Origin of the sequence: Dactylococcopsis salina PCC 8305, assembly GCF_000317615.1 — a bacterium.
Lineage (GTDB): Bacteria > Cyanobacteriota > Cyanobacteriia > Cyanobacteriales > Rubidibacteraceae > Halothece > Halothece salina.
The window spans coordinates 1,212,759-1,236,213 of the sequence record NC_019780.1; the positions used below are offsets into that span (position 1 = coordinate 1,212,759).

The 23,455-nt window shown below is 43.7% G+C and carries 21 protein-coding genes and 1 tRNA gene; 13 read left to right on the forward strand and 9 right to left on the reverse strand.

Translation table 11 applies throughout. The features are described from left to right. Nucleotides 1-51 precede the first annotated feature (51 nt). The 3 genes from DACSA_RS06085 to DACSA_RS06095 all read left to right on the forward strand — a co-directional run bounded on the left by DACSA_RS06085 (nucleotide 52) and on the right by DACSA_RS06095 (nucleotide 1,862). Nucleotides 52-513 carry a CBS domain-containing protein gene (locus DACSA_RS06085; RefSeq protein ID WP_015228909.1) on the forward strand — a complete coding sequence of 154 codons (462 nt, stop codon included), beginning with the start codon at nucleotides 52-54 and terminating at the stop codon, nucleotides 511-513. A 26-nt stretch (nucleotides 514-539) separates the two neighbouring features. Next, a complete protein-coding gene (nblB, locus tag DACSA_RS06090; protein ID WP_015228910.1) occupies nucleotides 540-1,214 on the forward strand; it encodes a phycobilisome degradation protein NblB in 675 nt (224 codons plus the stop codon). A gap of 87 nt (nucleotides 1,215-1,301) precedes the next feature. Beyond that, a complete protein-coding gene (locus DACSA_RS06095; protein ID WP_015228911.1) occupies nucleotides 1,302-1,862 on the forward strand; it encodes a hypothetical protein in 561 nt (186 codons plus the stop codon). Nucleotides 1,863-2,076: 214 nt separating this feature from the next. Here the strand turns inward: DACSA_RS06095 and typA are convergent, their stop codons facing one another. The 3 genes from typA to DACSA_RS06110 form a co-directional block, all read right to left on the reverse strand. After that, the gene (gene typA / locus DACSA_RS06100) at nucleotides 2,077-3,870 is read right to left on the reverse strand and encodes a translational GTPase TypA (protein WP_015228912.1); all 1,794 of its coding nucleotides are present in this window, start codon (nucleotides 3,868-3,870) and stop codon (nucleotides 2,077-2,079) included. Between the two features lie 193 nt (nucleotides 3,871-4,063). Then, nucleotides 4,064-4,135 (reverse strand) — tRNA-Met (locus DACSA_RS06105). Between the two features lie 91 nt (nucleotides 4,136-4,226). Further along, complete coding sequence (locus tag DACSA_RS06110) at nucleotides 4,227-5,219, reverse strand: ribose-phosphate pyrophosphokinase (RefSeq protein ID WP_041235360.1); 993 nt, start codon at nucleotides 5,217-5,219, stop codon at nucleotides 4,227-4,229. A gap of 130 nt (nucleotides 5,220-5,349) precedes the next feature. Here DACSA_RS06110 and bioD point away from each other — a divergent pair, with 130 nt between their 5' ends. Then, nucleotides 5,350-6,027 carry a dethiobiotin synthase gene (gene bioD, locus DACSA_RS06115; protein WP_015228914.1) on the forward strand — a complete coding sequence of 226 codons (678 nt, stop codon included), beginning with the start codon at nucleotides 5,350-5,352 and terminating at the stop codon, nucleotides 6,025-6,027. Between the two features lie 12 nt (nucleotides 6,028-6,039). Then, nucleotides 6,040-7,242, forward strand: coding sequence for a M20 metallopeptidase family protein (locus DACSA_RS06120; protein ID WP_015228915.1), 1,203 nt, complete (start codon nucleotides 6,040-6,042; stop codon nucleotides 7,240-7,242). Between the two features lie 231 nt (nucleotides 7,243-7,473). Here DACSA_RS06120 and DACSA_RS06125 read toward each other — a convergent pair whose 3' ends face one another. From DACSA_RS06125 to pirA, 3 genes are all read right to left on the reverse strand, one after another. Further along, nucleotides 7,474-8,454: an aspartate carbamoyltransferase catalytic subunit gene (locus DACSA_RS06125; RefSeq protein WP_015228916.1), complete on the reverse strand. Its 981-nt coding sequence runs from the start codon at nucleotides 8,452-8,454 to the stop codon at nucleotides 7,474-7,476. Then, complete coding sequence (gene rlmN / locus DACSA_RS06130; protein WP_015228917.1) at nucleotides 8,451-9,470, reverse strand: 23S rRNA (adenine(2503)-C(2))-methyltransferase RlmN; 1,020 nt, start codon at nucleotides 9,468-9,470, stop codon at nucleotides 8,451-8,453. The genes DACSA_RS06125 and rlmN overlap by 4 nt, the downstream gene beginning before the upstream one ends. A 232-nt stretch (nucleotides 9,471-9,702) precedes the next feature. Then, nucleotides 9,703-10,122 (reverse strand): arginine synthesis PII-interacting regulator PirA, encoded by a 420-nt coding sequence (gene pirA, locus DACSA_RS06135; RefSeq protein ID WP_015228918.1) that lies wholly within the window; start codon nucleotides 10,120-10,122, stop codon nucleotides 9,703-9,705. Nucleotides 10,123-10,313: 191 nt separating this feature from the next. Here pirA and DACSA_RS06140 point away from each other — a divergent pair, with 191 nt between their 5' ends. Beyond that, a complete protein-coding gene (locus DACSA_RS06140; RefSeq protein ID WP_015228919.1) occupies nucleotides 10,314-10,748 on the forward strand; it encodes a hypothetical protein in 435 nt (144 codons plus the stop codon). On the opposite strand, the gene DACSA_RS06145 is transcribed toward DACSA_RS06140, so the two are convergent. Beyond that, the gene (locus DACSA_RS06145) at nucleotides 10,745-11,008 is read right to left on the reverse strand and encodes a YggT family protein (RefSeq protein WP_015228920.1); all 264 of its coding nucleotides are present in this window, start codon (nucleotides 11,006-11,008) and stop codon (nucleotides 10,745-10,747) included. The genes DACSA_RS06140 and DACSA_RS06145 overlap by 4 nt on opposite strands. 112 nt (nucleotides 11,009-11,120) lie before the next feature. Beyond that, nucleotides 11,121-12,056, reverse strand: coding sequence for a hypothetical protein (locus tag DACSA_RS18210; RefSeq protein WP_015228921.1), 936 nt, complete (start codon nucleotides 12,054-12,056; stop codon nucleotides 11,121-11,123). A 127-nt stretch (nucleotides 12,057-12,183) separates the two neighbouring features. On the opposite strand from DACSA_RS18210, the gene thrB reads away from it, so the two are divergent. Further along, nucleotides 12,184-13,110 carry a homoserine kinase gene (gene thrB / locus DACSA_RS06155; protein WP_015228922.1) on the forward strand — a complete coding sequence of 309 codons (927 nt, stop codon included), beginning with the start codon at nucleotides 12,184-12,186 and terminating at the stop codon, nucleotides 13,108-13,110. Nucleotides 13,111-13,241: 131 nt separating this feature from the next. Here the strand turns inward: thrB and DACSA_RS06160 are convergent, their stop codons facing one another. Continuing rightward, entirely contained in the window at nucleotides 13,242-15,287 is a 2,046-nt protein-coding gene (locus DACSA_RS06160) for a prolyl oligopeptidase family serine peptidase (RefSeq protein WP_015228923.1), read from the reverse strand. Between the two features lie 131 nt (nucleotides 15,288-15,418). Here DACSA_RS06160 and DACSA_RS06165 point away from each other — a divergent pair, with 131 nt between their 5' ends. From DACSA_RS06165 to ltrA, 6 genes are all read left to right on the forward strand, one after another. After that, nucleotides 15,419-16,003: a Uma2 family endonuclease gene (locus tag DACSA_RS06165; protein ID WP_041235720.1), complete on the forward strand. Its 585-nt coding sequence runs from the start codon at nucleotides 15,419-15,421 to the stop codon at nucleotides 16,001-16,003. A 204-nt stretch (nucleotides 16,004-16,207) separates the two neighbouring features. Beyond that, nucleotides 16,208-17,350 carry a metallophosphoesterase family protein gene (locus DACSA_RS06170; RefSeq protein WP_015228925.1) on the forward strand — a complete coding sequence of 381 codons (1,143 nt, stop codon included), beginning with the start codon at nucleotides 16,208-16,210 and terminating at the stop codon, nucleotides 17,348-17,350. Between the two features lie 304 nt (nucleotides 17,351-17,654). Continuing rightward, on the forward strand, nucleotides 17,655-18,728 hold the full coding sequence (gene pstS / locus DACSA_RS06175) for a phosphate ABC transporter substrate-binding protein PstS (RefSeq protein WP_015228926.1): 1,074 nt from the start codon (nucleotides 17,655-17,657) through the stop codon (nucleotides 18,726-18,728). Further along, entirely contained in the window at nucleotides 18,725-19,660 is a 936-nt protein-coding gene (pstC, locus tag DACSA_RS06180) for a phosphate ABC transporter permease subunit PstC (RefSeq protein ID WP_015228927.1), read from the forward strand. The genes pstS and pstC overlap by 4 nt, the downstream gene beginning before the upstream one ends. A 912-nt stretch (nucleotides 19,661-20,572) precedes the next feature. After that, a complete protein-coding gene (locus tag DACSA_RS20365) occupies nucleotides 20,573-20,743 on the forward strand; it encodes a hypothetical protein (protein WP_015228928.1) in 171 nt (56 codons plus the stop codon). A 655-nt stretch (nucleotides 20,744-21,398) separates the two neighbouring features. Next, nucleotides 21,399-23,333: a group II intron reverse transcriptase/maturase gene (ltrA, locus tag DACSA_RS06190; protein ID WP_015228929.1), complete on the forward strand. Its 1,935-nt coding sequence runs from the start codon at nucleotides 21,399-21,401 to the stop codon at nucleotides 23,331-23,333. Nucleotides 23,334-23,455 lie beyond the last annotated feature (122 nt).

Genomic DNA, 23,455 nt, shown 5'->3' on the forward strand with positions numbered 1-23,455 from the left:
AAAGAGGAGAATAATTAATGCTCTTCATTGTGATTTTAAGGCAATTGACTGATGTCGAAAACGGTTGCAGATATAATGACCGCAAACCCTGCGGTAGTTCAACCAGAAACGCCGCTTAAAGAGGCAATTAAACTGCTGGTAGAAAAGAAAATTAGTGGTTTACCTGTGGTTGATGAAGCCGAAAAATTGGTGGGTGTACTCTCAGAAGCGGATTTGATGTGGCAAGAAACGGGTGTCGAAACTCCTCCCTATTTTATGTTTTTGGATAGTGTGATTTATTTGCAAAATCCTGCTCAATATGATAAGGAATTACACAAGGCTTTGGGGCAAACTGTGGGAGAGGTGATGAGCGATCGAGCGGTTTCCATTACGGGCGATCGTCCCTTAAAAGAAGCGGCGCAATTGATGCACAAGCGCGAAGTTCGTCGTTTACCCGTCGTTGATGAAGCGGGAAAAGTGGTGGGAATTATTACTCGCGGTGATATTGTGAGAACAATGGCGAGTGAGTTTTAAAGGTGAACAGTCATTAATAATTAATTATGGATATTACACCAGAATCAGTGGCAAGTCTTCTTAACTCCGAGGATTATGGCGATCGATTGACGGGAATTAATCAGTTGCGAGAACTTGATCCGAAAGCGGCGTTTCCTCTCATGCAACCCGTGATTAATGATAGCAATGTTCGGGTGCGTTATGCTGCCGTCAGTCAGATGAGTAGTTTAGGGGTGGTCGATCGAGAAAAGTCTTTAGAATTACTGCGCGATCGATTGCGGAATGAATCAGAAGCGGATGTACAAGCGGCGGCAGCCGATGCCCTCGGTGGCTTAAAATTAACAGAGGCGTTCCCTGATCTGGTGGCAATATATCGCCAAACGGAAGAATGGCTGGTGGAATTTAGTGTTATTGCTTGTTTGGGAGAAATGGGCGATCCCCGCGCCTATGATCTGTTGGTAGAAGCGGTTAATTCTGATAATCATTTGGTCAAAACCGTTGCGATCGGATCGCTGGGAGAATTAGGGGATCAAAGAGCAATTTCTGTTTTACAGCCTTTAGTTACGGATAGTGATTGGCAGGTTCGATCGCGCTTAGTACAAGCGCTCGATCGCTTGGGAGGGGAAACATCACACCGTCTCCTGCAACAACTTGCCGAGGATGAAGTGGAACAAGTCGCCGAGGAAGCAAAGCGGATTTTAAATACATCTACCGAAAGATAGATTAATGTCACTCCCATAGGCGATGCCAGTAAAGGATTTCTGATGTGAAGATCGAAGGGTAGAGACTTCCATCAGGAGTTTAAAATCATGTTTAATCGTTTACTCGCACTCACTACCCTTGTGGGAGCAACCACCCTTTTTGCTCCCGTCGCCACAGCAAACACCACAGAAGGAACATTAATCGCCCAGAATACCAACCAATACCTTACAACCACTAGCGCCCAAAATGGGGAACTCTACCTCAATAGCGATAAACGCTACAGTTATAACCTCGAAGTCACTAGAGGCGGACGCTTTGCAGGTTTAAATGTCCCTGCTGGTTCGATCATTCGCGGACAATATGTTCCAACAGAAGGAGGCTTGAGATACGTTGCCAACTCAGTGGTTGTTAATGGACGCGCTTACAATATTAGCGCTCGATCGGGCGTATTAGAACCGGTGAAAGACCCTCGCGACACTTCTGGTGACGCAGTAGCAGAAGACGCTGGTATCGGTGCTGGCGCTGGTTTAGTGTTGGGTGAAGTCTTTGGTGATGCTAGTGTGGGAGAAATTGTCGGCGGCGCGGCTGCGGGTGCTGCCGTAGGAAATCTCACCGCCGATCGAGTGGTTGTTGTTGAACCGAATCAACCGATCAACCTTTACAACTAGGGTTTACTGAATAAACCTAAAACCTTTATCCAATCAGCTTTTAAGGCTCTTAATTCTTTGAAAAAGCGCAAGGGAATTGAACGCTCAATAGTCACGCATCCTGCATCAAAACTTTGAAATCTTGCCGATTAATCAACCCTCTTGCCTTTTGCCTTTTGCCTCTTGCCTTTTGCCTTACTACACCGAAAACATGAACTTTTTCAGCAAACCCTAACTAACGCTGTTTTGCCAACTTCTTGGACATTTTCCGTAAGCGGATCGACTCTGGGGTTACTTCTACCAGTTCATCAGAACTAATATATTCTAAAGCCCGTTCTAGAGTCATTTCCGTTGGCGCTTGTAACTGAACTAACTCATCCCCTGTTGCCGATCGCATATTCGTTAACTGTTTTGCCTTACACACATTCAGTTCTAAATCTTGGGGACGAGTATTTTCTCCCACAATCATCCCTTTATAAACCTTCGTTCCTGGAGTAATAAAGAAAGAGCCGCGATCTTCAGCATTTTTAAGCGCGTAAAACGTAGCACTTCCTTCCTCAAACGCAATTAAAACCCCATTGCGGCGAGTTTCCAAGCTACTGACTTTTTGACGATAATCCAAGAAACTGTGGTTCATCAATCCTTCCCCACGAGTTAACCGCAAAAACTCAGTGCGAAAACCAATTAATCCCCGTGCAGGAATAACAAACTCCGCTTGGGTGCGATTACCCTCAGTTGCCTGCATATTCTGCATTTCTCCTCTGCGTTCCCCTAAGCGTTCGATGCAGCTTCCCACAGCTTCTTCGGGAACATCTAAGATAAGATACTCATAAGGCTCGCAAGTTTGTCCATTCACCTCGCGATAAATCACCTGTGGCTGGGAAACTTGGAACTCGTATCCTTCGCGACGCATATTTTCAATGAGAATCCCTAAATGGAGTTCACCGCGTCCCGAAACAAGGAACTTATCAGGAGAGTCCGATTCCTCTACTCTCAAAGCGACATTGGTTTCTAGTTCTTTGTAAAGTCGATCGCGCAATTGTCGTGAGGTGACAAACTTTCCTTCGCGACCCGCAAACGGAGAGTCATTAATAGAGAACGTCATTTGTAGAGTCGGTTCATCCACCTTAATCAAAGGAAGCGGTTGCGGTTCATTGGGACAAGTGATGGTTTCCCCGATATTAGCATCACTGAAGCCAGCAACAGCGACAAGATTACCCGCACTGGCTTCTTCAATTTCTACCCGTTGTAACCCTTCAAATCCCATTAACTTGGAGACTTTCGTTTTTACCACTCTTCCATCTTCTTTGGTTAAACCCGCTTCTTGACCTGCTCTAATTACGCCATTGTGAACGCGACCAATTACAATCCGTCCTAAGTATTCAGAGTAATCTAACGTCGTGACTTGTAGTTGTAAGGGTTTCGTTGAGTCACCAGAAGGAGGGGGAACGTGATCTACAATCGCCTCAAACATCGGTTGCATATCAACCCCTTCATCTTCGATCTTAGTTTTGGCAAAGCCACCTAAACCAGAAGCATAGAGCGTCACAAAGTCACATTGATCGTCATCTGCCCCTAAATCCACAAATAAATCAAATACTTTATCTACCGCCAAATCAGGATCAACATTGGGGCGATCGATTTTATTCACAACCACGATCGGGCGTAATCCTTTTTCGAGAGCCTTTTTCAACACAAATCGCGTTTGTGGCATGGGTCCCTCGTTGGCATCAACAATGAGAACACAGCCATCAACCATTCCTAAAACCCGTTCCACTTCGCCGCCAAAGTCCGCGTGACCTGGAGTATCGACAATATTAATCAGAGTGTCCTTGTAACGGATAGCGGTGTTTTTAGAGAGAATGGTAATTCCTCGTTCTCGTTCGATCGCGTTGGAGTCCATGACGCAAGTCGGAACTTCCTCGCCTTCGCGGAAAACACCAGATTGTTGAAGGAGAGCATCGACCAAGGTCGTTTTGCCGTGGTCAACGTGGGCGATAATAGCAACGTTGCGAATGGAAAGGGTCATGGGAGTTCCTTCGAGAATATAATCAAGATTTCTTAATAATTGTAGCTTAATGTTACTCCTTTTCGGAAGGGCAAACTTTTCGGTTGAGAAGATTGTACGAAAGGGAAGAAAGAATTAACGTATTGACGCAACCATCAACAGCCAGAACTCGGACAGAATCGGAGATTTAAGTGATTTTTAACAGCGCAAAAAATGGCTCAGGCGTGATTTGAACACGCGACCAAGGGCTTATGAGTCCCCTGCTCTACCACTGAGCTACTGAGCCTTTTTCCAAAGCGTTTATTAATATAACATAACTTTTCATCAATAGCAAGACCCGATCGAAGTTGGGGCTTAACCCAAAAAACGATCGCGCTCTAGCGAAACATACTACTGACTGAGCTTTCCTCGTGAATCCGTGAAATTGCCTCACCGATGAGATTTGCCACTGACAAAACCGTTAACGGTTCAATCTTTTCGTGTCCTTCCACAGGAATAGTATTGCTCACAATCACTTCTTCAAACGCACCACCAAACAACCGTTCCCGCGCGGGTCCCGATAAAACGGGATGAGTGGCGCAAGCATAAACTTGATTTGCTCCTTCTTTTCGCAGCAATCGTGATCCTTCCAACATCGTGCCAGCGGTATCCACCAAATCATCGACCATCACTGCTGTTTTCCCTTTCACATCTCCAATCAAATTCAGCACTTCCGCCTCATTATGACTATGACGACGTTTATCAATAATCGCTAAGGGTGCGTCATCCAATTTTTTCGCAAACGCCCTCGCTCGTGCGACTCCTCCCACGTCTGGAGAAACCACCACTAAATCAGAGAGTTGTTTACTAGCAATATACTGAATTAACACAGGAGAACCATAAACATGATCCAAAGGAATGTCAAAATAGCCTTGAATCTGTGCCGAATGTAAATCCATCGCCAAAACACGACTCGCGCCAGCTTCTGTGATTAAATTCGCCACTAATTTCGCTGTAATCGACTCTCTTCCTGCGGTTTTGCGATCGGCGCGAGCATAACTATAATAAGGAATGACTGCTGTAATTTGACGAGCAGAAGCCCGACGACAAGCATCGATCATAATCAGCAATTCCATTAAATTGTCATTCACGGGATGACAACAGGGTTGAATTAAATAAACATCACACCCCCGAATCGACTCCTGAATTTGAACATAGAGTTCACCATCAGCAAATCGTTTTCTAACCATTGGTCCCAATTCTAGCCCCAAATAAGTGGCGACTTCTTGGGATAGGGGTTCATTCGCCGATCCCGAAAACAGCCGTAAACGGTTTTGATCAGGAAGTTGGCTCAGTTGGGGTTGAAGCGTTAAAGTAGCAGAATGGCTCACGGGCTTTTTCTTTAACCTCAATTCGTTGCAATAACCATCCCTAATTGGGGATGGGCTTAAAATCAATTTTAGATATCCTTTTCTGTTTAGAAACAGGATCAAAATTGTTAGTCCAGTTCAAGTTTAAACAATGAAAACACTTTTAATCACTGGTACAGATACAGAAATCGGTAAAACGGTTGTTACTCTGAGTTTAATTGCCTACTGGCAAAAATACCGCTTGCTGGAACAACTGGGGGTGATGAAGTTAATTCAAACGGGAAGTCCAGGTGATAGCGGTTTGTATCAGGAACTGTTCCCTTTAAATCAGCCAGCAGAGTTATTAAACCCTGTGTCTTATCCCACCCCGATCGCGCCTCCTTTAGCGGCGGAAAAACAAAGACAACCCGTTGATCTTACTACAATTTGGCAGGCGTTGACCAGTTTAAGTAAACAACGGGAATTCGTTCTCATGGAAGCATTGGGAGGATTAGGTTCACCCGTGACTTGGGAAATGACAGTGGCGGATTTAGCCTCAGCCTGGCGTTTACCGATCGTGCTGGTTGTTCCCGTCAAATTAGGGGCGATCGGGCAAACCGTCGCCAATATTGCCCTGGCGCGCCAGCACAAGCTACAAATCAAAGGCCTCATCTTCAACTGTCTCACCGCAGAAGCAGAAAGCCAACAGCCAAATTGGACTCCCTCAGAATTAATCACCAATCTCTGTCAAGTCCCCATTTTAGGGACAATTCCCCACCTCAACGACAGCAACGATGTCGAAAAACTCGCTCATGTTGCGTCAAACTTAGAACTAGAACATCTATGGTAAAAGGTAATCACGATGACTGTATCTCCCACCAAACCCATCAACCGTTCAAAAATCCGTCCCGAAATCCAAACCCTGCAATCCGATCTTGTGCAATGGCGACGGGGGTTTCATCAACAGCCAGAACTAGCCTTCCGCGAAAAACTCACCTCAGAGTTTGTCATCCGTCAACTACAAGCCTGGGGAATCCCGCACCAAACCGCCATTGCTGAAACTGGCGTTGTCGCAATCATCGAAGGAGGAACACCTGGAAAAGTTCTCGCCATCCGTGCGGATATGGATGCTCTCCCCGTGCAAGAAGAAAACAATGTCCCCTATCGTTCCCAACATGATGGCATCATGCACGCTTGCGGACATGATGGACACACAGCGATCGCCCTCGGAACTGCTTACTATCTCTGGCAACATCGGCAGGAAATCACAGGAACGGTTAAAATTATCTTTCAGCCTGCCGAAGAAGGGCCAGGTGGGGCAAAACCCATGATTGAAGCGGGGGTTTTGAAAAACCCTGACGTTGATGCAATTATTGGTTTACATCTCTGGAACAATCTTCCCCTCGGCACGATCGGCGTAAAAGACGGCGCTTTAATGGCAGCGGTGGAACTCTTCCAATGTCAGATTCAAGGCAAAGGGGGACATGGCGCAATGCCCCATCAAACCATTGACGCGGTTGTTCTCAGCGCTCAAATTGTCAACGCCTTACAAACCATTGTCGCTCGTAACATTGATCCCACTGATGCTGCTGTTGTCACCGTTGGCGAATTAAAAGCAGGTTCGGCAATGAATGTCATCGCCGACAATGCCTATCTTTCGGGAACAGTGCGCTATTTTAACCCCGCCCTAGAAGGGGCAATTAAAAAGCGAGTCGAAGCCATCATCGCAGGAATTTGTGAAAGTCACGGCGGTAGCTATGACCTCAAATATTGGCGGATGTATCCCCCTGTCATCAATGATTCCCGCATCACCGACTTAGTGCGTTCCGTCGCCAATACCGTCGTTGAAACTCCCACAGGAGTTGTTCCCGAATGCCAAACCATGGGCAGCGAAGACATGGCGTTCTTCCTAGAGGAAGTGCCTGGATGTTACTTCTTTCTGGGGGCAGCGAATACAGAATTAGGACTCAATTATCCCCATCATCATCCCCGTTTTGATTTTGATGAAACCGCTTTAGGAATGGGAGTAGAAATGTTTGCTCGTTGTGTGGAACAATTCTCCTGAGGTAGAAAATTAAAAAAACACTTTAAATGCCTATCTCTGGGGAATTGCTCGATCGAACAAACCGCTGAGGAAGATTAAGCAGTTACTACATCTTGTAGGGTGGGCAAGGCAAACCCTACTGACTACTGACTTTTCCAAAATGGTATTAGATCAGGTTCAGGTAATTGCTGAGAATTGGTGTTGGGTTTCGCGTAGAGACGTTCCATGGAACGTCTCTACCCAACCTACTTTTTATCTACTGGTGCCGATTAAATATAATAACGCCATCCGCACCGCCACCCCACTGGTCACTTGTTGGGAGATTAAACTAAATTCTGGATCATCCATGAGATCAGAACTAATTTCCACGCCGCGATTAACGGGGCCAGGATGGAGAATTTTAACGTTATCTTGAGCTAAAAGAGCGCGGTGGCGAGTAATGCCAAAATATTGATGATATTCCCGTAAACTGGGCAATAAATGGTCAGTCATGCGCTCTTTTTGTAACCGTAAGGTCATAATAAAATCGGCATCCTTCAGCGCGGGTTCGATTTCCCAATGACAAACTAATTGCTTGGAAAACGACTCGTTTAAAAAGGCCTGAAATGTCTTGGGTAATAAGGTGGGTGGCGCGGCTAAATGAACCGTTGCGCCCATTGTGGTTAGACTGTATAAGTTTGATCGCGCTACACGAGAATGGAGAATGTCTCCGACGAGCGCAATTTTCTTTCCCTGAAGAAATTGATGGGGGGAAGCAGGAGCAAGCAACTGATACAGAGTAAATAAATCTAACAGTCCTTGGGAAGGATGTTCATGTTGTCCATCCCCCGCATTAAAAACGCTAACATTTGCTTCCAGTCTATCCATTTCCGCTGCGATCGTATGAGGAACACCTGCTTGGCGATGACGGATCACCATAATGTTTGCACCCATCGCCACATAGGTTTTTGCGGTGTCGAGGATGGTTTCCCCTTTGGTTAAAGAAGAAGAACTCCCTGTAAAATTGAGGGTATCTGCTGACAAACGTTTGGAAGCAAGTTCAAAACTGCTGCGAGTGCGAGTGGAAGGCTCAAAAAATAAATTAGCAACCACTTGTCCTTGTAACGCTGGAACTTTCTTCGTGCGACGGGATAACACTTCTCGAAATTGATCGGCGGTTTCTAAAAGTGTCTCGTATTCTTCAGGGGTAAAGGTTTCTAAAGAAAGAATATGTCGCTTTGTCCAAGTGGTCATTGATTTTGCGCCCGTAATTGTCCACAAGCCGCATCTGCTTCTAAACCGCGAGAGTAACGGATGCTCACAGCAATGTTAGCGTCTTCTAGTGCAGATTGAAAGTTATTGATCCGTTCTTTGCTCGGACGTTGATAATCTACTTCGCTAATCGGATTATAGGGAATAAGATTAACATGAGCTTGAAAGCCTCGTAACAGTTGCGCCAACTCGACAGCGTGTTCGGGAGTGTCGTTAACGCCAGCTAAGAGGATATATTCAAAAGACACCCGACGACCCGTTTGTTGGACATAGTTTCGACAGTCGCTGATCAGTTGCGACAAGGGATAACCGCCGCCACTGGGGATTAGTTTCTCTCGTAAGGTTTGGTTGGACGCATGGAGACTGATGGCGAGGGTGATTTGTAGTTTGGCGGCGGCAAGTTTGGGGATTTGTTTGGGAATACCAACGGTAGAGACGGTGAGACAGCGTTGTCCAATACCAATGTCTTGGTTTAAAGATTTGACGGCGTTCACGACTGGTTTTAAGTTGAGGAGGGGTTCACCCATTCCCATGAAGACGACATGACTGACTCTGGCTTGGAAGTCTTCAGCGACGGTTAAAACTTGATCTACGATTTCGTGGGTGTTGAGGTTACGGGTAAAACCGCCTTTTCCAGTGGCGCAAAAGTCACAATTCATGGGACATCCCACTTGGGAGGAAACACAAACGGTAAGCCGTTTGGCAGTGGGGATGCCAACGGTTTCGATGAGTTCCCCATCTTCGAGACGGAGTAAGTATTTACGGGTTTCGTCTGGTGCGATGCTACGATGAGCAATGGTAGAGCGCCCAATGGGTTGGTCTTGCAGGGTTTCTCGCCAGCTTTTGGGAAAAACTGTGATTTCAGGCATCGATCGCGCTCCTTTTTGGTATAACCATTGATGGAGTTGTTTGCCGCGATATGCGGGTTGTCCTTGTTCTTGCACCCAATGGGTTAATTCTTCTAAACTTTTTCCTAATAATGCCGATTGATGACTCAACAGTTTCTCCTAATTCTCGTTAACTACATACAGATGTAATCCTTGAGGTGTTCTCTTTCTTTCCCTCATTATCGAAGGGTGGGATCAGGTTCGGGGGGAAATTTCTCTCCAATACTACATTGTACAAATTTTCTCTAGAAGACTTCTGCTTGTAACTGATGGGTGTTGGGTTTCGCGTGGAGACGTTCCATGGAACGTCTCTACCCAACCTACGTTTCTGTAAGGGGTTGGTTTAATTTCTAGCCGCTAATTCTTGATATTCTTTTTCCAACATGGAGACTAACTGATTATTCCCGTTTTTTCTCGCGACAGAAAGACGACGTTCTAAGTTGCGTCGCATACTTTCAATATGAGCTTGTTCTGCTTCGGTTTCTGAGGTTTGAGTGGCAAAGTGGGGAGGAGTGGGTAACTTTGCTTCTGGAGCAATAGCAGGAATGGACATTTGGGAAGGGTGATGAGACTGTACTACAGGACGTTTGCTATAGTAAACTCCTCGATATTGTAATCCGAGTTTGGGTTGTAATTGAGGAATGTGTCGTGGATACTGGTAACGCCAAAATTGTCCTCTATATTTTCCGCCGATTTCTCCTTCTGTTGTTTCTAGAGGATTGGTTTCGGGTTCGTACTGGATACCACGATAGGTTAATTTCATATTGTCTCCTTGATCACAAACGACGTTTAGAAGTAGATTGATCTTCAATTTACAATTATAGATTTGATTTCTGTATATTTTGTTACAATTTATAAGAATTTTTACGGAATTTTAAAACTCGTTTTCGATCGAGCGTAATACGATAAGCTAACAACAGACCTTAGAGACTTTTAATATTTCATCAAAGAACCATGACATTTCCACGATTGATCATTATTACGTTTTCCCTGCTTTGCTTCGGGATGTTCTTCTCTCCTGAAGCGGAAGCGCTCACCCGAATCAAACTCTCAAATCTTTCCTACCAAGACTGTCCCGAAGAATATGAAGGAGGTTTACTCAGTGGTAGTTCTAGAAACGCCAGTTGCTTTCTTGTGACTGGTCAAGCGAAAAACCCTTCTGGAAAAATGATTTATGACGCTGACGTTTACGGACGGATTTATGATGCGAATGGCAATCCCGTTTTACAAAATCGGACTCGTGTCGGTTCAATTTCAGAAGTGCCTCCTGGCGTTAGTGATTTCAGCCTGAGAATTAGTGTACCGGCGAATCAACCAACGCCTTTACAACTGGAACAATTTAAAGCCTCTGGATTTTCCAGCAGTGTTAGTCCGAGAGTGCGCTACTAAGCAACACTGGTCAATAAACCAGAAATAATTTGTAGGCTAAAAATTGCCAGAATCGGAGACAAATCAATTCCACCTAATGGGGGAATAAAAGAGCGAAAAATGTTGAGATAAGGATCAGTAACGGGGCTGAGGAACGACATTGCTTGTTGCGCCCAGCCTGCCGTTTGAAACCAGCTTAACAAAATCCGAACAAAAATTAGTAGTAGATAGATATTGAGAAAATTAGCGAGACTATCAGTAAGAAGTGCGGTTGCGCTCATGGTTATAGTTTAGTTGTAGAACAAAATTAAGTGGACGAAAAATAATCGCCTCTTTGCGGTTAGTTTAACTGATTTTAAGTTACTTTCGCACCGCTCGGATGACAGAAACTAGCTAACGAATGAAGTTAGGTAACTCTACAGACGCATAAGATTTACGTTTTTTACGATGGTTTGTCACCATTGGCGCGGGTTGGTTTCCTTTCCAGTCGGGAAGTGAGATTCCCATCTCGATATTGTCTAACTCTTGTTCCTGAATCTCTAACCAGTCTTCCTCCTGTATGTTTTCTGAAATAGAAGTCTGTTCCTCGGTGGGAGAGGTATCCATAGCAGTTGCGTCTTCTTTTGGAGGAGACATTTTCTGATTTTGACTCGACCATGAGGGAATGGGTTGTGAGGGTGTCGAGGGAGTGGGAGTGAATGCTTCCTCCTTCATTTGTGGGTTATTTTCTAGACATTTATTTAATGCAGATTTAAACTGCCAGGTATGACGGCGTTGTTGTTGTAAACGGAAGGAGAGTTCTCTGGATTGTTTTTCCGCTTGAGAGAGTTTGTAGGATTGTTCTTGGAATTGTTTTTGGATGAGAGCGCATTCTCTTTCTAGTTGAGCCACTCGCTGTTGAGATACTGTTAGCTGCTGGCTCATCTGTGAAATTTTATCTTCTTGATGTTGGATTTTGGTTCGACAACTTTTGAGTTCTTGAGATAAACTCAAATTCTGTTCATAGGCGGCGTTGAGTTCATCATTTTGTTGAGCGTTTAAGTCTTCTGCTTGTTTTAAGCGCCATTGCTGTTGTTCTAATTGAGCTTGAGTGGCTTCTAATTCTCTTTGGAGTTGAGCGTTGCGATGTAAGAGTTGGTGATTTTGTTCTTGGAGGGGTTCGGTTTCTTCTTCTGGGGAAGATGCTTGAGGATTGATTTCGGTTTCATTGTTTTCTGGGGGAGAGTCATCAAGGGAGGAAAGTAACTCATCGATCGAGTCATCAACAAGAAAACTATCATGGTCATCGAGGGAAGAATCGGAAAATTTGGGGGTATCAGCTTCGCTCATGGTGATTGGTGAAATAGCAACAAATTTCTAACTATTACATTAATGCAAAAAAATTTCTCGCGCTAGACAAAATTTTACTTGAACAGTGCTAAATTAATAGTTTCTGGTTGGCTCAATAGGAAAAATTATGGCGTTTTCTCAGGTGACAGTACAAGTTCCAGCAACCACAGCGAATCTCGGACCGGGGTTTGATTGTTTGGGAGTGGCTTTAACGCTCCATAATCGGTTTCGGTTTACACTCAAGAATGCGTCTGATCCTCCTGTGGAGATTCTGGTTAAGGGAGAGGAAGCGGCGAGAGTGAGTACCGATGCTGAGAATTTGATTTATCGTGCTTTTGCCAGTTTTTATGAAGGGTTTGGACAGACTCCACCGCCAGTAAAAATTGAGATTGAGTTGGGTGTTCCCCTGTCACGAGGGTTAGGAAGTTCGGCGACAGCGATCGTTGGCGGATTAGTGGCGGCGAATGCTTTGGCGGGAAGTCCGATGGAGGAGGATGATTTATTACAAAAGGCGATCGCCCTAGAAGGACATCCCGATAATGTGATTCCTGCTTTTCTCGGTGGTTGTCGGTTAGCGGTTGCGAACAATCAACAGTGGAAAATTTGTGATATTCCCTGGTGGTCGGAGTTGATTCCAGTGGTGGCGATTCCTGATTTTGAACTTTCCACAGCAGCGGCTCGATCGGTGCTTCCCTCACAGTTTTCTCGTGATGTGGCGATTTTTAATGCCGCACATTTAGGCTTACTGTTGCGCGCGATCGAAACTGGACGTTGTGATTGGTTACGCATTGGAATGCGAGATCAATTACACCAACCCTACCGTCAACAACTGATTTCGGGTTATACGGAAGTAGAAACGGCTGCGATTAGCGCGGGCGCTCATGGGGTTGCGATTAGTGGCGCGGGTCCGACTTTGTTGGCGATTACCAGTGTTGGTGATGCGTCGATCGTTGCTCAAGAAATGCAAGCCGCATGGGAAAAACTTGGAATAGCCGCGATCGTAAAAGTTTTAAAAATCAGTCCCACAGGCGCAGCTTTTGAGCTTCATCATTAATATTATATTTGTTCAATGCAAGCACAGGAAGCAAAACCCTTTTTAAAATGGGCAGGAGGAAAAAGCCAAATCATCGAACAAATATAGATTGATCCCCCCTATCCCCCCTTATTAAGGGGGGAAAAGAAGACCTAGGATAAAACGGCGGTTAAAAACCCTAATTGATCCGTAACTTCTTCAATGCGTTTACTGGTGGGTTTTCCAGTGCCATGCCCAGCTTTGGTTTCAATGCGGATTAAAACGGGATTGTCTCCCCCATGTGCGGCTTGTAAAGCAGCAGCAAATTTGAAACTATGAGCGGGAACGACTCGATCATCGTGATCTGCGGTAGTAATTAACGTTGAAGGATATACTGTACCAGCTTTGAGATTATGCAGGGGAGAATAAGCATATAGTGCCTCAAACTCTTCTGGATTATCTGGTGAACCATAATCGGAACACCACGCCCAACCAATGGTAAACTTATGGAAACGAAGCATATCAAGCACTCCCACCGCAGGTAACGCAGCCCCAAATAAGTCTGGACGTTGCGTCATACAAGCGCCCACTAATAACCCGCCATTACTTCCCCCGGAAATAGCCAGTTTTTGTGAGGAAGTATAACGATTTTCAATTAACCATTCGGCGGCGGAAATAAAGTCATCAAAAACGTTTTGTTTGTTTAATTTTGTTCCCGCTTGATGCCATTCTTCTCCATATTCTCCCCCACCGCGTAAGTTGGGAACAGCGTAAACTCCTCCCATTTCCATCCAGACTAAACGACTGACGGAAAAACTGGGGGTGAGAGAGATATTAAAGCCGCCGTAAGCATAAAGTAGGGTGGGATTATTCCCATCAAGAAATAGTCCTTTTTTATGGGTAATAAACATGGGAATTTGTGTGCCGTCTTTGCTACGGTAAAAGACTTGGCGCGTTTCGTAGTTTTCTGGATTGAAACTAACAGTCGGTTGACGGAAAAGGGTACTTTCTCCCGTTTCGAGGTTGTAGCGATAAATGGTGGTTGGTGTGGTAAAACTGGTGAAGGCATAAAAGGTTTCAGTATCCTCGCGTTTACCGTTAAATCCTCCTACTGATCCAATGGCGGGGAGTTCAATATCTTTGATATAATCACCGTTTAAATGATGAATTTGTAGCTTCGATCGCGCGTCTTGTAAGTAATCTAAAATAAACTGATGATTTAAGACACTAATTCCTTCTAAAGTCTTCTCATTTTCGGGTACAATTTCTTGCCAATTTTCGGGTTCAGGCTGATTAATATCAATGCCAATTAATCGTCCTTTGGGTGCATTATAATCGGTGCGAAACCAAAACAGCGATCCTTCATATTCAACAAAACTAAAGTTACCAATAAAGTCAGAAATTAGTTCTTTAATTGTCGCATTTTCATCTTCTAAATCCTGATAGAAAACTAAATTTTTCGGATCAGTTCCTTTACTGACAGAAATAATTAAATAACGTCCATCTTCTGTGACATCAGCATCAAACATCCATTCCTTTTGATCAGGACGTTCATAGATTAAAATATCTTCAGTTTGTTCTGTTCCCAGACGATGATAATATAATTTTTGATAATAGTTTGCTTCCTCTAATTGTTTTCCTTCTGGCGGTGCATCATAGCGACTATAAAAAAAGCCTTCATTATCTTTTGTCCAAGTTGCACTTGAAAATTTAATCCATTGTAAATGATCAGAAAAATCTTCTCCCGTCTCTACATTTTTAACCTGCCATTCTTGCCAATCTGATCCTGATTTTGAGATACCATAAGCGACAAATTGACCATTATCACTAATCGCAATTCCTGAGAGGGCGATCGTCCCATCTTCGGAAAATTGATTGGGATCAAGTAGCACTTTGGGTTCATCATTTAAGTCTTCTAAGGTGTAGAGAACACTTTGATTTTGCAGACCATCGTTTTTGAAATAAAAATAACGTTCTCCTCTTTTAATAGGAATCCCATACTTTTCATAATCCCATAAGTCCGTGAGGCGTTTTCTAATAGTTTCCCGTTCAGAAATTTGTTCTAGAAAACCAAATGTCACCTCATTTTGTGCTTCAACCCATGCCTTAGTTTCAGGGGAATCAGGATTTTCTAACCAACGATAGTGGTCTTTAACTTTTACGCCATGATAGTCATCAATTTGTTTAACTGTTTCCGTTTTAGGATAATTTAAAGACATTGCAAAAAAAGAGTTAATGTTTTCTGAGTTTAGTTTATAATTAAAACACAATTATGGAACCAGTCGTGCATGAGATTGGGGATTGATTCCAACCGTCTATGATTGCTGATGTGTGCAAGTTTGATGTAATTATGACTGCCATCATTATTCCTAAAGGATTTAAGATAACGCCAAAACAGTTCGATGAACTTACAGAAAACAACACAGATGTCCGCATGGAACTGACGGCGCAAGGGGAATTAATTGTTATGCCACCAACTGGGGGAACAGCAGGTTGGAAAAATGCCAGTATTTCAGCGCAACTATACAATTGGGTAATGAAAAGCAAGACTGGGAAGAGTTTTGATTCATCAACCCAATTTATACTTCCCAATGGGGCGAGACGCTCTCCAGATGCAGCTTGGGTAAGTTCAGAGAAGTGGAATACGCTAACCCCAAAAGAACAAGATAGTTTTCCTCCCCTTTCTCCAGAATTTGTGGTTGAATTGGTGAGTCCTAGCGATCTGAAAAATCAGCGCTATAAAAACTTACAAGAAAAAATGCAGGAGTATTTAGACAATGGGGTAAAATTAGGATGGCTCATTGAGCCGAAAGCTAGAAAGGTAGAAGTTTATCGTCAAGGGCAAACTGTCGAAATTATACAAACTCCAAAATCTCTAAGCGGAGAAGATATTCTACAGGGCTTTGTTCTCGATTTAGAAGTAATTTGGAGCTAATATATTGCTTTCTAGAATTAGGAATCAAATCCACAAACTTTAATTCCTCGTTGCACCGCAGGGCGTTCCATACAACTTTCCAGTAGGGTGGGCATTGCCCACCCTACTTTATTAAAGTGGGCATTGCCCACCCTACTTTATTAAAGAGTCTTGTTTCTATATAACACCTGTGAGATATTAAAACTGTGTTTATGAGGAATTCTTATGTCTGCGGTGCGTTTTTTTGTGCTATTGCTGGCGACAATTTTTGTCAGTGTTACCGCTAATGCGGGAAGCGTGGATGGGGAAAAACTGGCGAATCTTCCTCCAGAAACGACTCAAATTTTAGAAAAAGCAGGAAAGGTTTATGATCCACCGCGCCATGATGTGCGACTGGTTGTAATTAGTGACCTCAATACGGTTTATGGTTCAACGGATTATCCTCCTACGGTTGATAAAGGGATGGCTTTAATTCCGTTTTGGCAGCCAGATATGGTGGTTTGTAGTGGGGATATGGTGGCGGGACAAAGTCCGACTTTAACCAAACCGCAAATTAGGGCGATGTGGGAAGCCTTTGATGATCATGTGGCGCGTCCGTTGCGAGAGGCGAATCTTCCTTATGGGTTTACGATTGGCAACCATGATGCGTCTAGTGCGAGGAATGTCAATGGCGGGTTTTTGTTTCAACAGGAAAGAGACTTAGCCAGAGAATACTGGAAAAATCCTCGACATGATCCGAGTTTAAAGTTTATCGATCGATCGGATTTTCCGTTTTACTATACTTTCAAACAGGATGATATCTTTTTCTTGGCTTGGGATGGGTCTTCGAGTTACATTCCCCCTGAAAAACTCGCTTGGGTAGAAAAGGCTTTAGCGTCTCCCGAAGCGCAAAATGCAAAACTCAGAATTTTGCTGGGACATTTGCCATTATATGCGGTTGCTGTGGGACGAAATCAATCTGGAGAAGTGATGAACAATGCTGAGATGTTGCGAGCAATGTTAGAAAAATATGATGTTCACACTTATATTAGTGGTCATCACCATGCTTATTATCCAGGACATCGGGGAAACTTACAGTTATTGCACATGGGAATTTTAGGATCAGGTCCTCGTCCGTTGATTGATAGTGATCTTCCTCCGAAAAAAGCGATTACTGTCCTTGATATTGACTTCGATTCTCCCGAAAAAACCACTTATGCGACCTATGATATCCAAACTCTAGATTTAATTGAATATGAACAGCTTCCTCGTTTTCTTGCGGGTCATAATGGGATGGTGATGCGTCGGGATATTGAATGGGAGGAGTTGACGGCTTCGGAAAAAGCGTTTTGTGAACAACGTCTTGGTCAGTCTCTTTGTCGTGATTAATCGTAATCCTCAATTAGAAAGTTTAGCCCCCTAACCCCCAATTTTGGGGGAAATTACAGAAGTTTAGCCCCCTAACCCCCAATTCTGGGGAAAATTAAAGGAAGTTAGCCCCCTAGCCCCCAATTTTGGGGGAAATTAAAGGAAGTTAGCCCCCTAGCCCCCCAATTTTGGGGGAAATTACAGAAGTTTAGCCCCCTAGCCCCCCAATTTTGGGGGAAATTACAGAAGTTTAGCCCCCTAGCCCCCAATTTTGGGGGAACTACTTAAATCATCGTGATCAGTAAACGAATAACCGAGAAGTAAAATGAATTTTCTACGCTTATTTCCCCGTTTCCCTAAAGTTTATCGCTGGTTGAGTTTCGCGGTTGCAACTGCGTTAGGGATTATTTTTCTACAGTTACAGTTAATTAGTCCGATCGAGGCGCAATCTCCTGTTTTTCTCAATGGCGCTGGGGCAACCTTTCCTCTTTTTTTATACCAGCGTTGGTTTCAAGAGTACAGTCAAACTCACAAAGATGTTCAAATTAATTATCAACCCATTGGCAGTGCGGCTGGGATTCAACAGATGATTTCGGAAACCGTTGATTTCGGGGGGAGTGATATTGCTATGACCGATGAACAAATGAGGAAGGTCGATCGAGGCGTTGTTTTAGTTCCCATGACTTCTGGTAGTGTTGCCATTGCTTATAACTTACCTGGCATTGAAAACTTAAAACTCTCACGAGAGGCTTATACTGATATCTTTTTAGGCAAGATTCAGCGTTGGAATGACCCTAAAATTACTGGCTTGAATCCAGATTTAAACTTACCGAATCTACCGATTACTGTTGTCCATCGATCGGACGGGAGTGGTACAACGGCGGTTTTTACCAAACATCTCAGTGCGATTAGTTCCGAATGGGAAACCAAAGTCGGATCAGGATTAAGTGTCTCTTGGACGGCGGGAGTGGGAATCAAATCAAATGCAGGAGTAAGCGCTCAAATTAAACAAGCACGGGGGACGATCGGTTATGTTGAGTATAGTTTCGCCCAACAGCTAGGATTATCGACCGCTGCCTTAGAAAACCGCGCTGGGAATTACATTCCACCGAGTTTAGACGCAACGGCAAAGGCTTTAGATAATCTCACCTTACCTGACAATTTAAGAGCATTTGTCAGTGATCCACAAGGAGAAGAAGCCTATCCCATTGTGACTTATAGTTGGTTGCTTGCCTATAAAAACTATGATGACCCCCGCAAAGCAAAAGCACTCAGAGAAGTAATGCTTTGGGCATTAACAGACGGACAAAATGATAGTGAGTCATTAGGCTATGTTCCGCTGTCTGATGCGGTTGTCACGAAAGCAAAAGCCGCAGTGGAAACCATTGGAACAAGATGACCAAATTAACTTCCCATTCTCCCCAAGAAAGGACGATCGAGGCGAGTTTTCGGGGAATTAGTTTCCTTGCTACCCTGACAGTGATTGTATTAATGTTGGGACTGGTTTGGACGCTAACCGAAGATGCAACAGAGGCGATTCAAAAGTATGGGTTAGGGTTTCTACTGAATACGGAATGGAATCCTGTTTCTGGACGCGAAACCTATGGGATTTTACCGATGTTGTATGGGACAATCGCCAGCAGTTCGATCGCACTTTTGTTAGCGATTCCTTTAGGTGTCACCACAGCAATTTTCCTCAGTGAGAAATTTCTGCCCTCTCCCCTAGAAAATCTTTTGGTCTTTCTCATTGAGTTATTAGCCGCTATTCCCAGTGTCGTTTATGGTTTCTGGGGAATCTTCGTTCTGATTCCTTTTCTCCAACCCCCTAGTCTCTGGTTAAACGAACATTGGGGAGAATTTCCCTTGTTTTCTACACCTCCTCTCGGACCTGGATTATTACCTGCAGGAGTGATCCTTGCGATTATGATTCTTCCCATCATTACCGCAATTTCTCGGAGTAGTCTCAAGACCGTTCCTTCGGAATTACGAGAAGCGGTGATGGCGTTAGGAGTCACTCGTTGGGAAGCTATTACTTTCATCGTCTTACCCACTGCCTCTTCTGGCATCATTGGCGCGGTGATTTTAGCGTTGGGTCGCGCTTTAGGGGAAACGATGGCGGTGACAATGGTCATCGGCAATGCCAATCAGCTACAGTTGTCTCTATTTGCACCCGCCAGCACGATCGCGTCATTGTTAGCGAATCAATTTGCAGAAGCGCAAGGAATGCAGGTGTCAGCGTTGATGTATGCGGGTTTAGTGTTATTAATTGTCACTCTAGCCGTTAATCTGGTGGCAGAAATAATGCTTCAAAACCTCGGTACTAAAGAGTAGGTTGGGTGTAGTTTACGAAACCCAACACAAATTAGTCATTGGGAAAACTACTCTCTGACTGAATCACAAAAGACAACCATGTAGGTTGGGTGGAGAAGACGAAACCCAACACCCATCATGTAGAAACTTTCCGACATGGGGAATATCTTTACATCGGGCGCTAACATTAGCGAGACTAATCTTTTTACACAAAGCTATTAGATTTTTCTATTAAACCGCCTTCTTTACGTTTCTTAACCATTTTTCAAAGTCGCAAAATATTGACGAGATTACGCCTTTTCAGGTATGATAAGCAAAACAATAATCCCACGGGATGGTCTGTCTTTAACTCAATTTATGCCATTGAAATCCTCATTGCTTCGTTTGTGTTTCTAAAATCTTGTCAAGTTTTTCGAGATCAGTTTAAACCAATTTTGGAGCGTTAATTTTAAATTTTGTAACAGGGTCTTGACGTAAAATTGATTTTGTGCAGCGAACCAATTTTGTAACTTAGTTACCCTTAGCAGGACGATTATAACAAAAATCATCAACTCGGCGACATAATCACTGATCAAGTTTTTTATATCAAGTTCAGGTAATTCCTTATAATTGGTGTTGGGTTTCGCGTGGAGACGTGCCATACTTCGACAAGAGTTCGGACGTTCGGCGAGACTTCGGCGTGAGACTTCGGCGTGAGCTCAGTCGAACGCTCAGTCGAACGCTCAGTCGAACGCTCAGTCGAGCCGCGAGGCTCAGTCGAGCCGCTCAGTAACAGGAACGTCTCTACCCAACCTACTCGTCTAACGAATAACGAATAACAAATAACAAATAACAAATAGATGTTGGGTTTCGTTTCGCTTCACCCAAGCTACTTTTTATCATTGATTGAGCAAACTTGATATTAGAAAGAGATTAAAGCGTAATTTTAGAATAATGAATCCTTCTCTCCGTCGTCTAAAAAATAACGTCCTCACCCTAATTGCAGGACTGTTTACGCTCATTAGTTTAATCCCATTACTGGCGGTATTATTGTACGTGGGAAAACAAGGAGTGCGATTCGTTCTTAGTGAAATCGCTGTAGTTCCCCCGAACTGCGGAGTATAAGCTAAGGCTCGGTTGGAACCCTTCGGGGTACAGAACCTTGACAACTTAATTTCCATGTTGGTGAGATACCTCCGAGTATTACGAAATGTAAAGAAAGGTAGGTGGAAAGTACCGAACAATGAAGGTAGGGAAACCCGAACATCAAGTCCATCTTTCTCAGGATGTGAGAGAACAGCGTAACCCTTATCTATAGAATTGACTATTTGAGGATAAAGCAGGGTTAAATGAGGTCAATCTTCTGAAGTCCTTTAAGAACGATACCTCTAGCAAGAGGCTATGCCTAGATAACGAACCTATGATTGAATCATCGTAATTCCCTTCCGCGCAAAAGGGCTGAATCGCGGGGATCGAAATATGATCAAGGTAAGAGGATATAAGGTTTGCTTGTCTTATATCACATCTCCAAATTTACCCGGTGAATAATAGGGGGCTAAGGTCTCGAACAATGGAAATTAGGAACGAAGTAACCCTCGTCTATACTCTTGGGGTTGGTCGATATCTCAAGTAGTCTGTCGGGATGTAATATCTGACTCATTTGTCAGGTTAGGCGAGGGCAGGATTGGCTAAAAAGCAAATGCCTTCTTTAACAAGGAGGATACGCAGACGTAGCCACTTTCGATTACAAAGATAATGAAATGAAGTAGGGTAAAAAGTTATGAACTCTCAGAAGTATAAATATAATGCACAAATGAAAACCTTCCTGATGTGTTGGTTGAGCTTCGGGTTTCTTCTAATGGAGAATTCAAAATGGAGCGAAATCGATTGGGAAAAGGTAGAAGTTAGTGTGTTTAAGCTCCAAAAACGGATTTATCGAGCTTCTCAAAGTGGTGATGTGGCTAAAGTTCACAAACTCCAAAGATTATTGTTGCGGTCCCGGAATGGTCGACTCCTAGCAGTACGGAGAATATCGCAGGATAACCAAGGCAAAAATACCGCGGGGGTAGATGGAGTTAAAAGCCTAAACCCCACACAACGGTTAAACCTTGCTGAAAACCTAACTCTTACAGGGAAGGGTAAAGCCCTAAGACGAGTATATATTCCGAAACCAGGCAAAAGTGAAAAACGCGGTTTGGGAATTCCTGTTATGGAAGATAGAGCAAGGCAAGCACTTCTCAAACTGGCTATGGAGCCGGAGTGGGAAGCTAAATTCGAGCCAAACTCATATGGATTCAGACCGGGACGTTCTTGTCATGATGCGTGTAAGCAAATTCATTCCAGTATCAATAAAAAGCCTAAATGGGTTTTAGATGCTGATATTTCAAAGTGTTTTGACCGCATTAATCACGACGTTCTCTTACAAAAATTAAATACAACTCCGACTATTGCTCGACAAATTCGAGCCTGGTTGAAGTCGGGGGTCTTGGATAGAGGTGATTGGATGCCTACAGAGGAAGGGACACCGCAAGGAGGGGTAATCAGTCCACTTTTGGCAAACATAGCCCTGCATGGACTTGAGGAATACATAAAACAATGGGCTGAGACTTGGAAGGGATATAAAAACGAGAACGGTCGTCCATTAGGTAAAATTAACAGACGACAAAGTATCACCCTCGTCAGGTATGCAGATGATTTCGTTGTATTTCATGAGGATAAATCCATCGTCCAACAAGCGAAAACGCTAATTGAACAGTGGTTACATGATTTAGGCTTAGAACTAAGTGAGAGCAAGACAAGAATTTGCCATACCCTGTATGACTCTGAAGGAGAAAAGGCAGGGTTTGACTTTCTCGGATGGAATATACGGCAGTATCAAGTCGGAAAACACCATTCGGGGAAAAATACCAATGGTAAATTACTTGGATTCAAAACAATAGTCAAACCCAGCAAGAAGAACTTCCAAAATCAGTATGAAAAGATTGTAAAGGTATTAGATTCTATGAAAGGTAAGTCCGTAGAGGCAATCATAGGAAGACTAAACCCAATCATCATTGGGTGGTGTGAATATCACAAAGCAATCTCTTCTAAAGAATCGTTCAAAGACATGGATAATTTAATCTATCAAAAGTTGCGACGCTGGATACAACACCGTCACCCTAATAAAAGCCTTAAGTGGTGTGAAGAAAAGTACTTTCATCGGACAAAGGAGAAAAAGCAAAATGGAGAGGATAGAGATGATAAATGGGTTTTCTCGACTCCCTCTAACGAGCCAAATTCTTCTGTTGCGGGCAAGCATGAATTACGCAAGCACGCATGGAAACCGATTGAATATCATGTGCAAGTCGAGGGTACGAGATCTCCTTACGATGGAGATTGGCGGTATTGGAGTGTACGTCGGGGTGAATATCCGGGCGTTAAAACACGGGTAGCAAACCTAATGCAGATGCAAAAAGGTAAATGTGCTCATTGTGGACTTTATTTCAAAGATGGAGATGTAGAAGAAGTTGACCACATCATCCCCAAAGTTGAGGGGGGTAAAGATGACTACAAGAATTTACAATTACTCCATCGTCATTGTCACCATAAGAAAACTGCTAAAGATACCAAAAGACAGAAACGCCAGAAAAATAATCAAACAAAACAAAGAACTGAACAAACCTCTCAAAAAGTTTATAAAAAACAGAAAGGTGGTTGTTCGATCTTTACTGAGTAAAAGCTGGCAGTCGAGTAGGGACAATAAGTAGGGAAGTATTGATATAGTCAATGTGGTTGAAAGAGGAGCGGTGTGATGGGAAACTATCACGCACCGTTTTGAAGCCGAGTAGGGAGGGCGAC

Bases quoted from the DNA above. Each gene is read 5' to 3' on its own strand.
- ltrA (WP_015228929.1), top strand. From the start codon at position 21,399: ATGAACTCTCAGAAGTATAAATATAATGCACAAATGAAAACCTTCCTG.
- nblB (WP_015228910.1), top strand. From the start codon at position 540: ATGGATATTACACCAGAATCAGTGGCAAGTCTTCTTAACTCCGAGGAT.
- DACSA_RS18210 (WP_015228921.1), bottom strand. From the start codon at position 12,056: ATGAGCGAAGCTGATACCCCCAAATTTTCCGATTCTTCCCTCGATGAC.
- DACSA_RS06165 (WP_041235720.1), top strand. From the start codon at position 15,419: ATGACTGCCATCATTATTCCTAAAGGATTTAAGATAACGCCAAAACAG.
- bioD (WP_015228914.1), top strand. From the start codon at position 5,350: ATGAAAACACTTTTAATCACTGGTACAGATACAGAAATCGGTAAAACG.
- DACSA_RS06120 (WP_015228915.1), top strand. From the start codon at position 6,040: ATGACTGTATCTCCCACCAAACCCATCAACCGTTCAAAAATCCGTCCC.
- DACSA_RS06170 (WP_015228925.1), top strand. From the start codon at position 16,208: ATGTCTGCGGTGCGTTTTTTTGTGCTATTGCTGGCGACAATTTTTGTC.
- thrB (WP_015228922.1), top strand. From the start codon at position 12,184: ATGGCGTTTTCTCAGGTGACAGTACAAGTTCCAGCAACCACAGCGAAT.
- DACSA_RS06145 (WP_015228920.1), bottom strand. From the start codon at position 11,008: ATGAGCGCAACCGCACTTCTTACTGATAGTCTCGCTAATTTTCTCAAT.
- typA (WP_015228912.1), bottom strand. From the start codon at position 3,870: ATGACCCTTTCCATTCGCAACGTTGCTATTATCGCCCACGTTGACCAC.
- DACSA_RS06095 (WP_015228911.1), top strand. From the start codon at position 1,302: ATGTTTAATCGTTTACTCGCACTCACTACCCTTGTGGGAGCAACCACC.
- DACSA_RS06125 (WP_015228916.1), bottom strand. From the start codon at position 8,454: ATGACCACTTGGACAAAGCGACATATTCTTTCTTTAGAAACCTTTACC.
- pirA (WP_015228918.1), bottom strand. From the start codon at position 10,122: ATGAAATTAACCTATCGTGGTATCCAGTACGAACCCGAAACCAATCCT.
- DACSA_RS06140 (WP_015228919.1), top strand. From the start codon at position 10,314: ATGACATTTCCACGATTGATCATTATTACGTTTTCCCTGCTTTGCTTC.
- pstC (WP_015228927.1), top strand. From the start codon at position 18,725: ATGACCAAATTAACTTCCCATTCTCCCCAAGAAAGGACGATCGAGGCG.
- DACSA_RS06085 (WP_015228909.1), top strand. From the start codon at position 52: ATGTCGAAAACGGTTGCAGATATAATGACCGCAAACCCTGCGGTAGTT.
- DACSA_RS06160 (WP_015228923.1), bottom strand. From the start codon at position 15,287: ATGTCTTTAAATTATCCTAAAACGGAAACAGTTAAACAAATTGATGAC.
- pstS (WP_015228926.1), top strand. From the start codon at position 17,655: ATGAATTTTCTACGCTTATTTCCCCGTTTCCCTAAAGTTTATCGCTGG.
- DACSA_RS20365 (WP_015228928.1), top strand. From the start codon at position 20,573: ATGAATCCTTCTCTCCGTCGTCTAAAAAATAACGTCCTCACCCTAATT.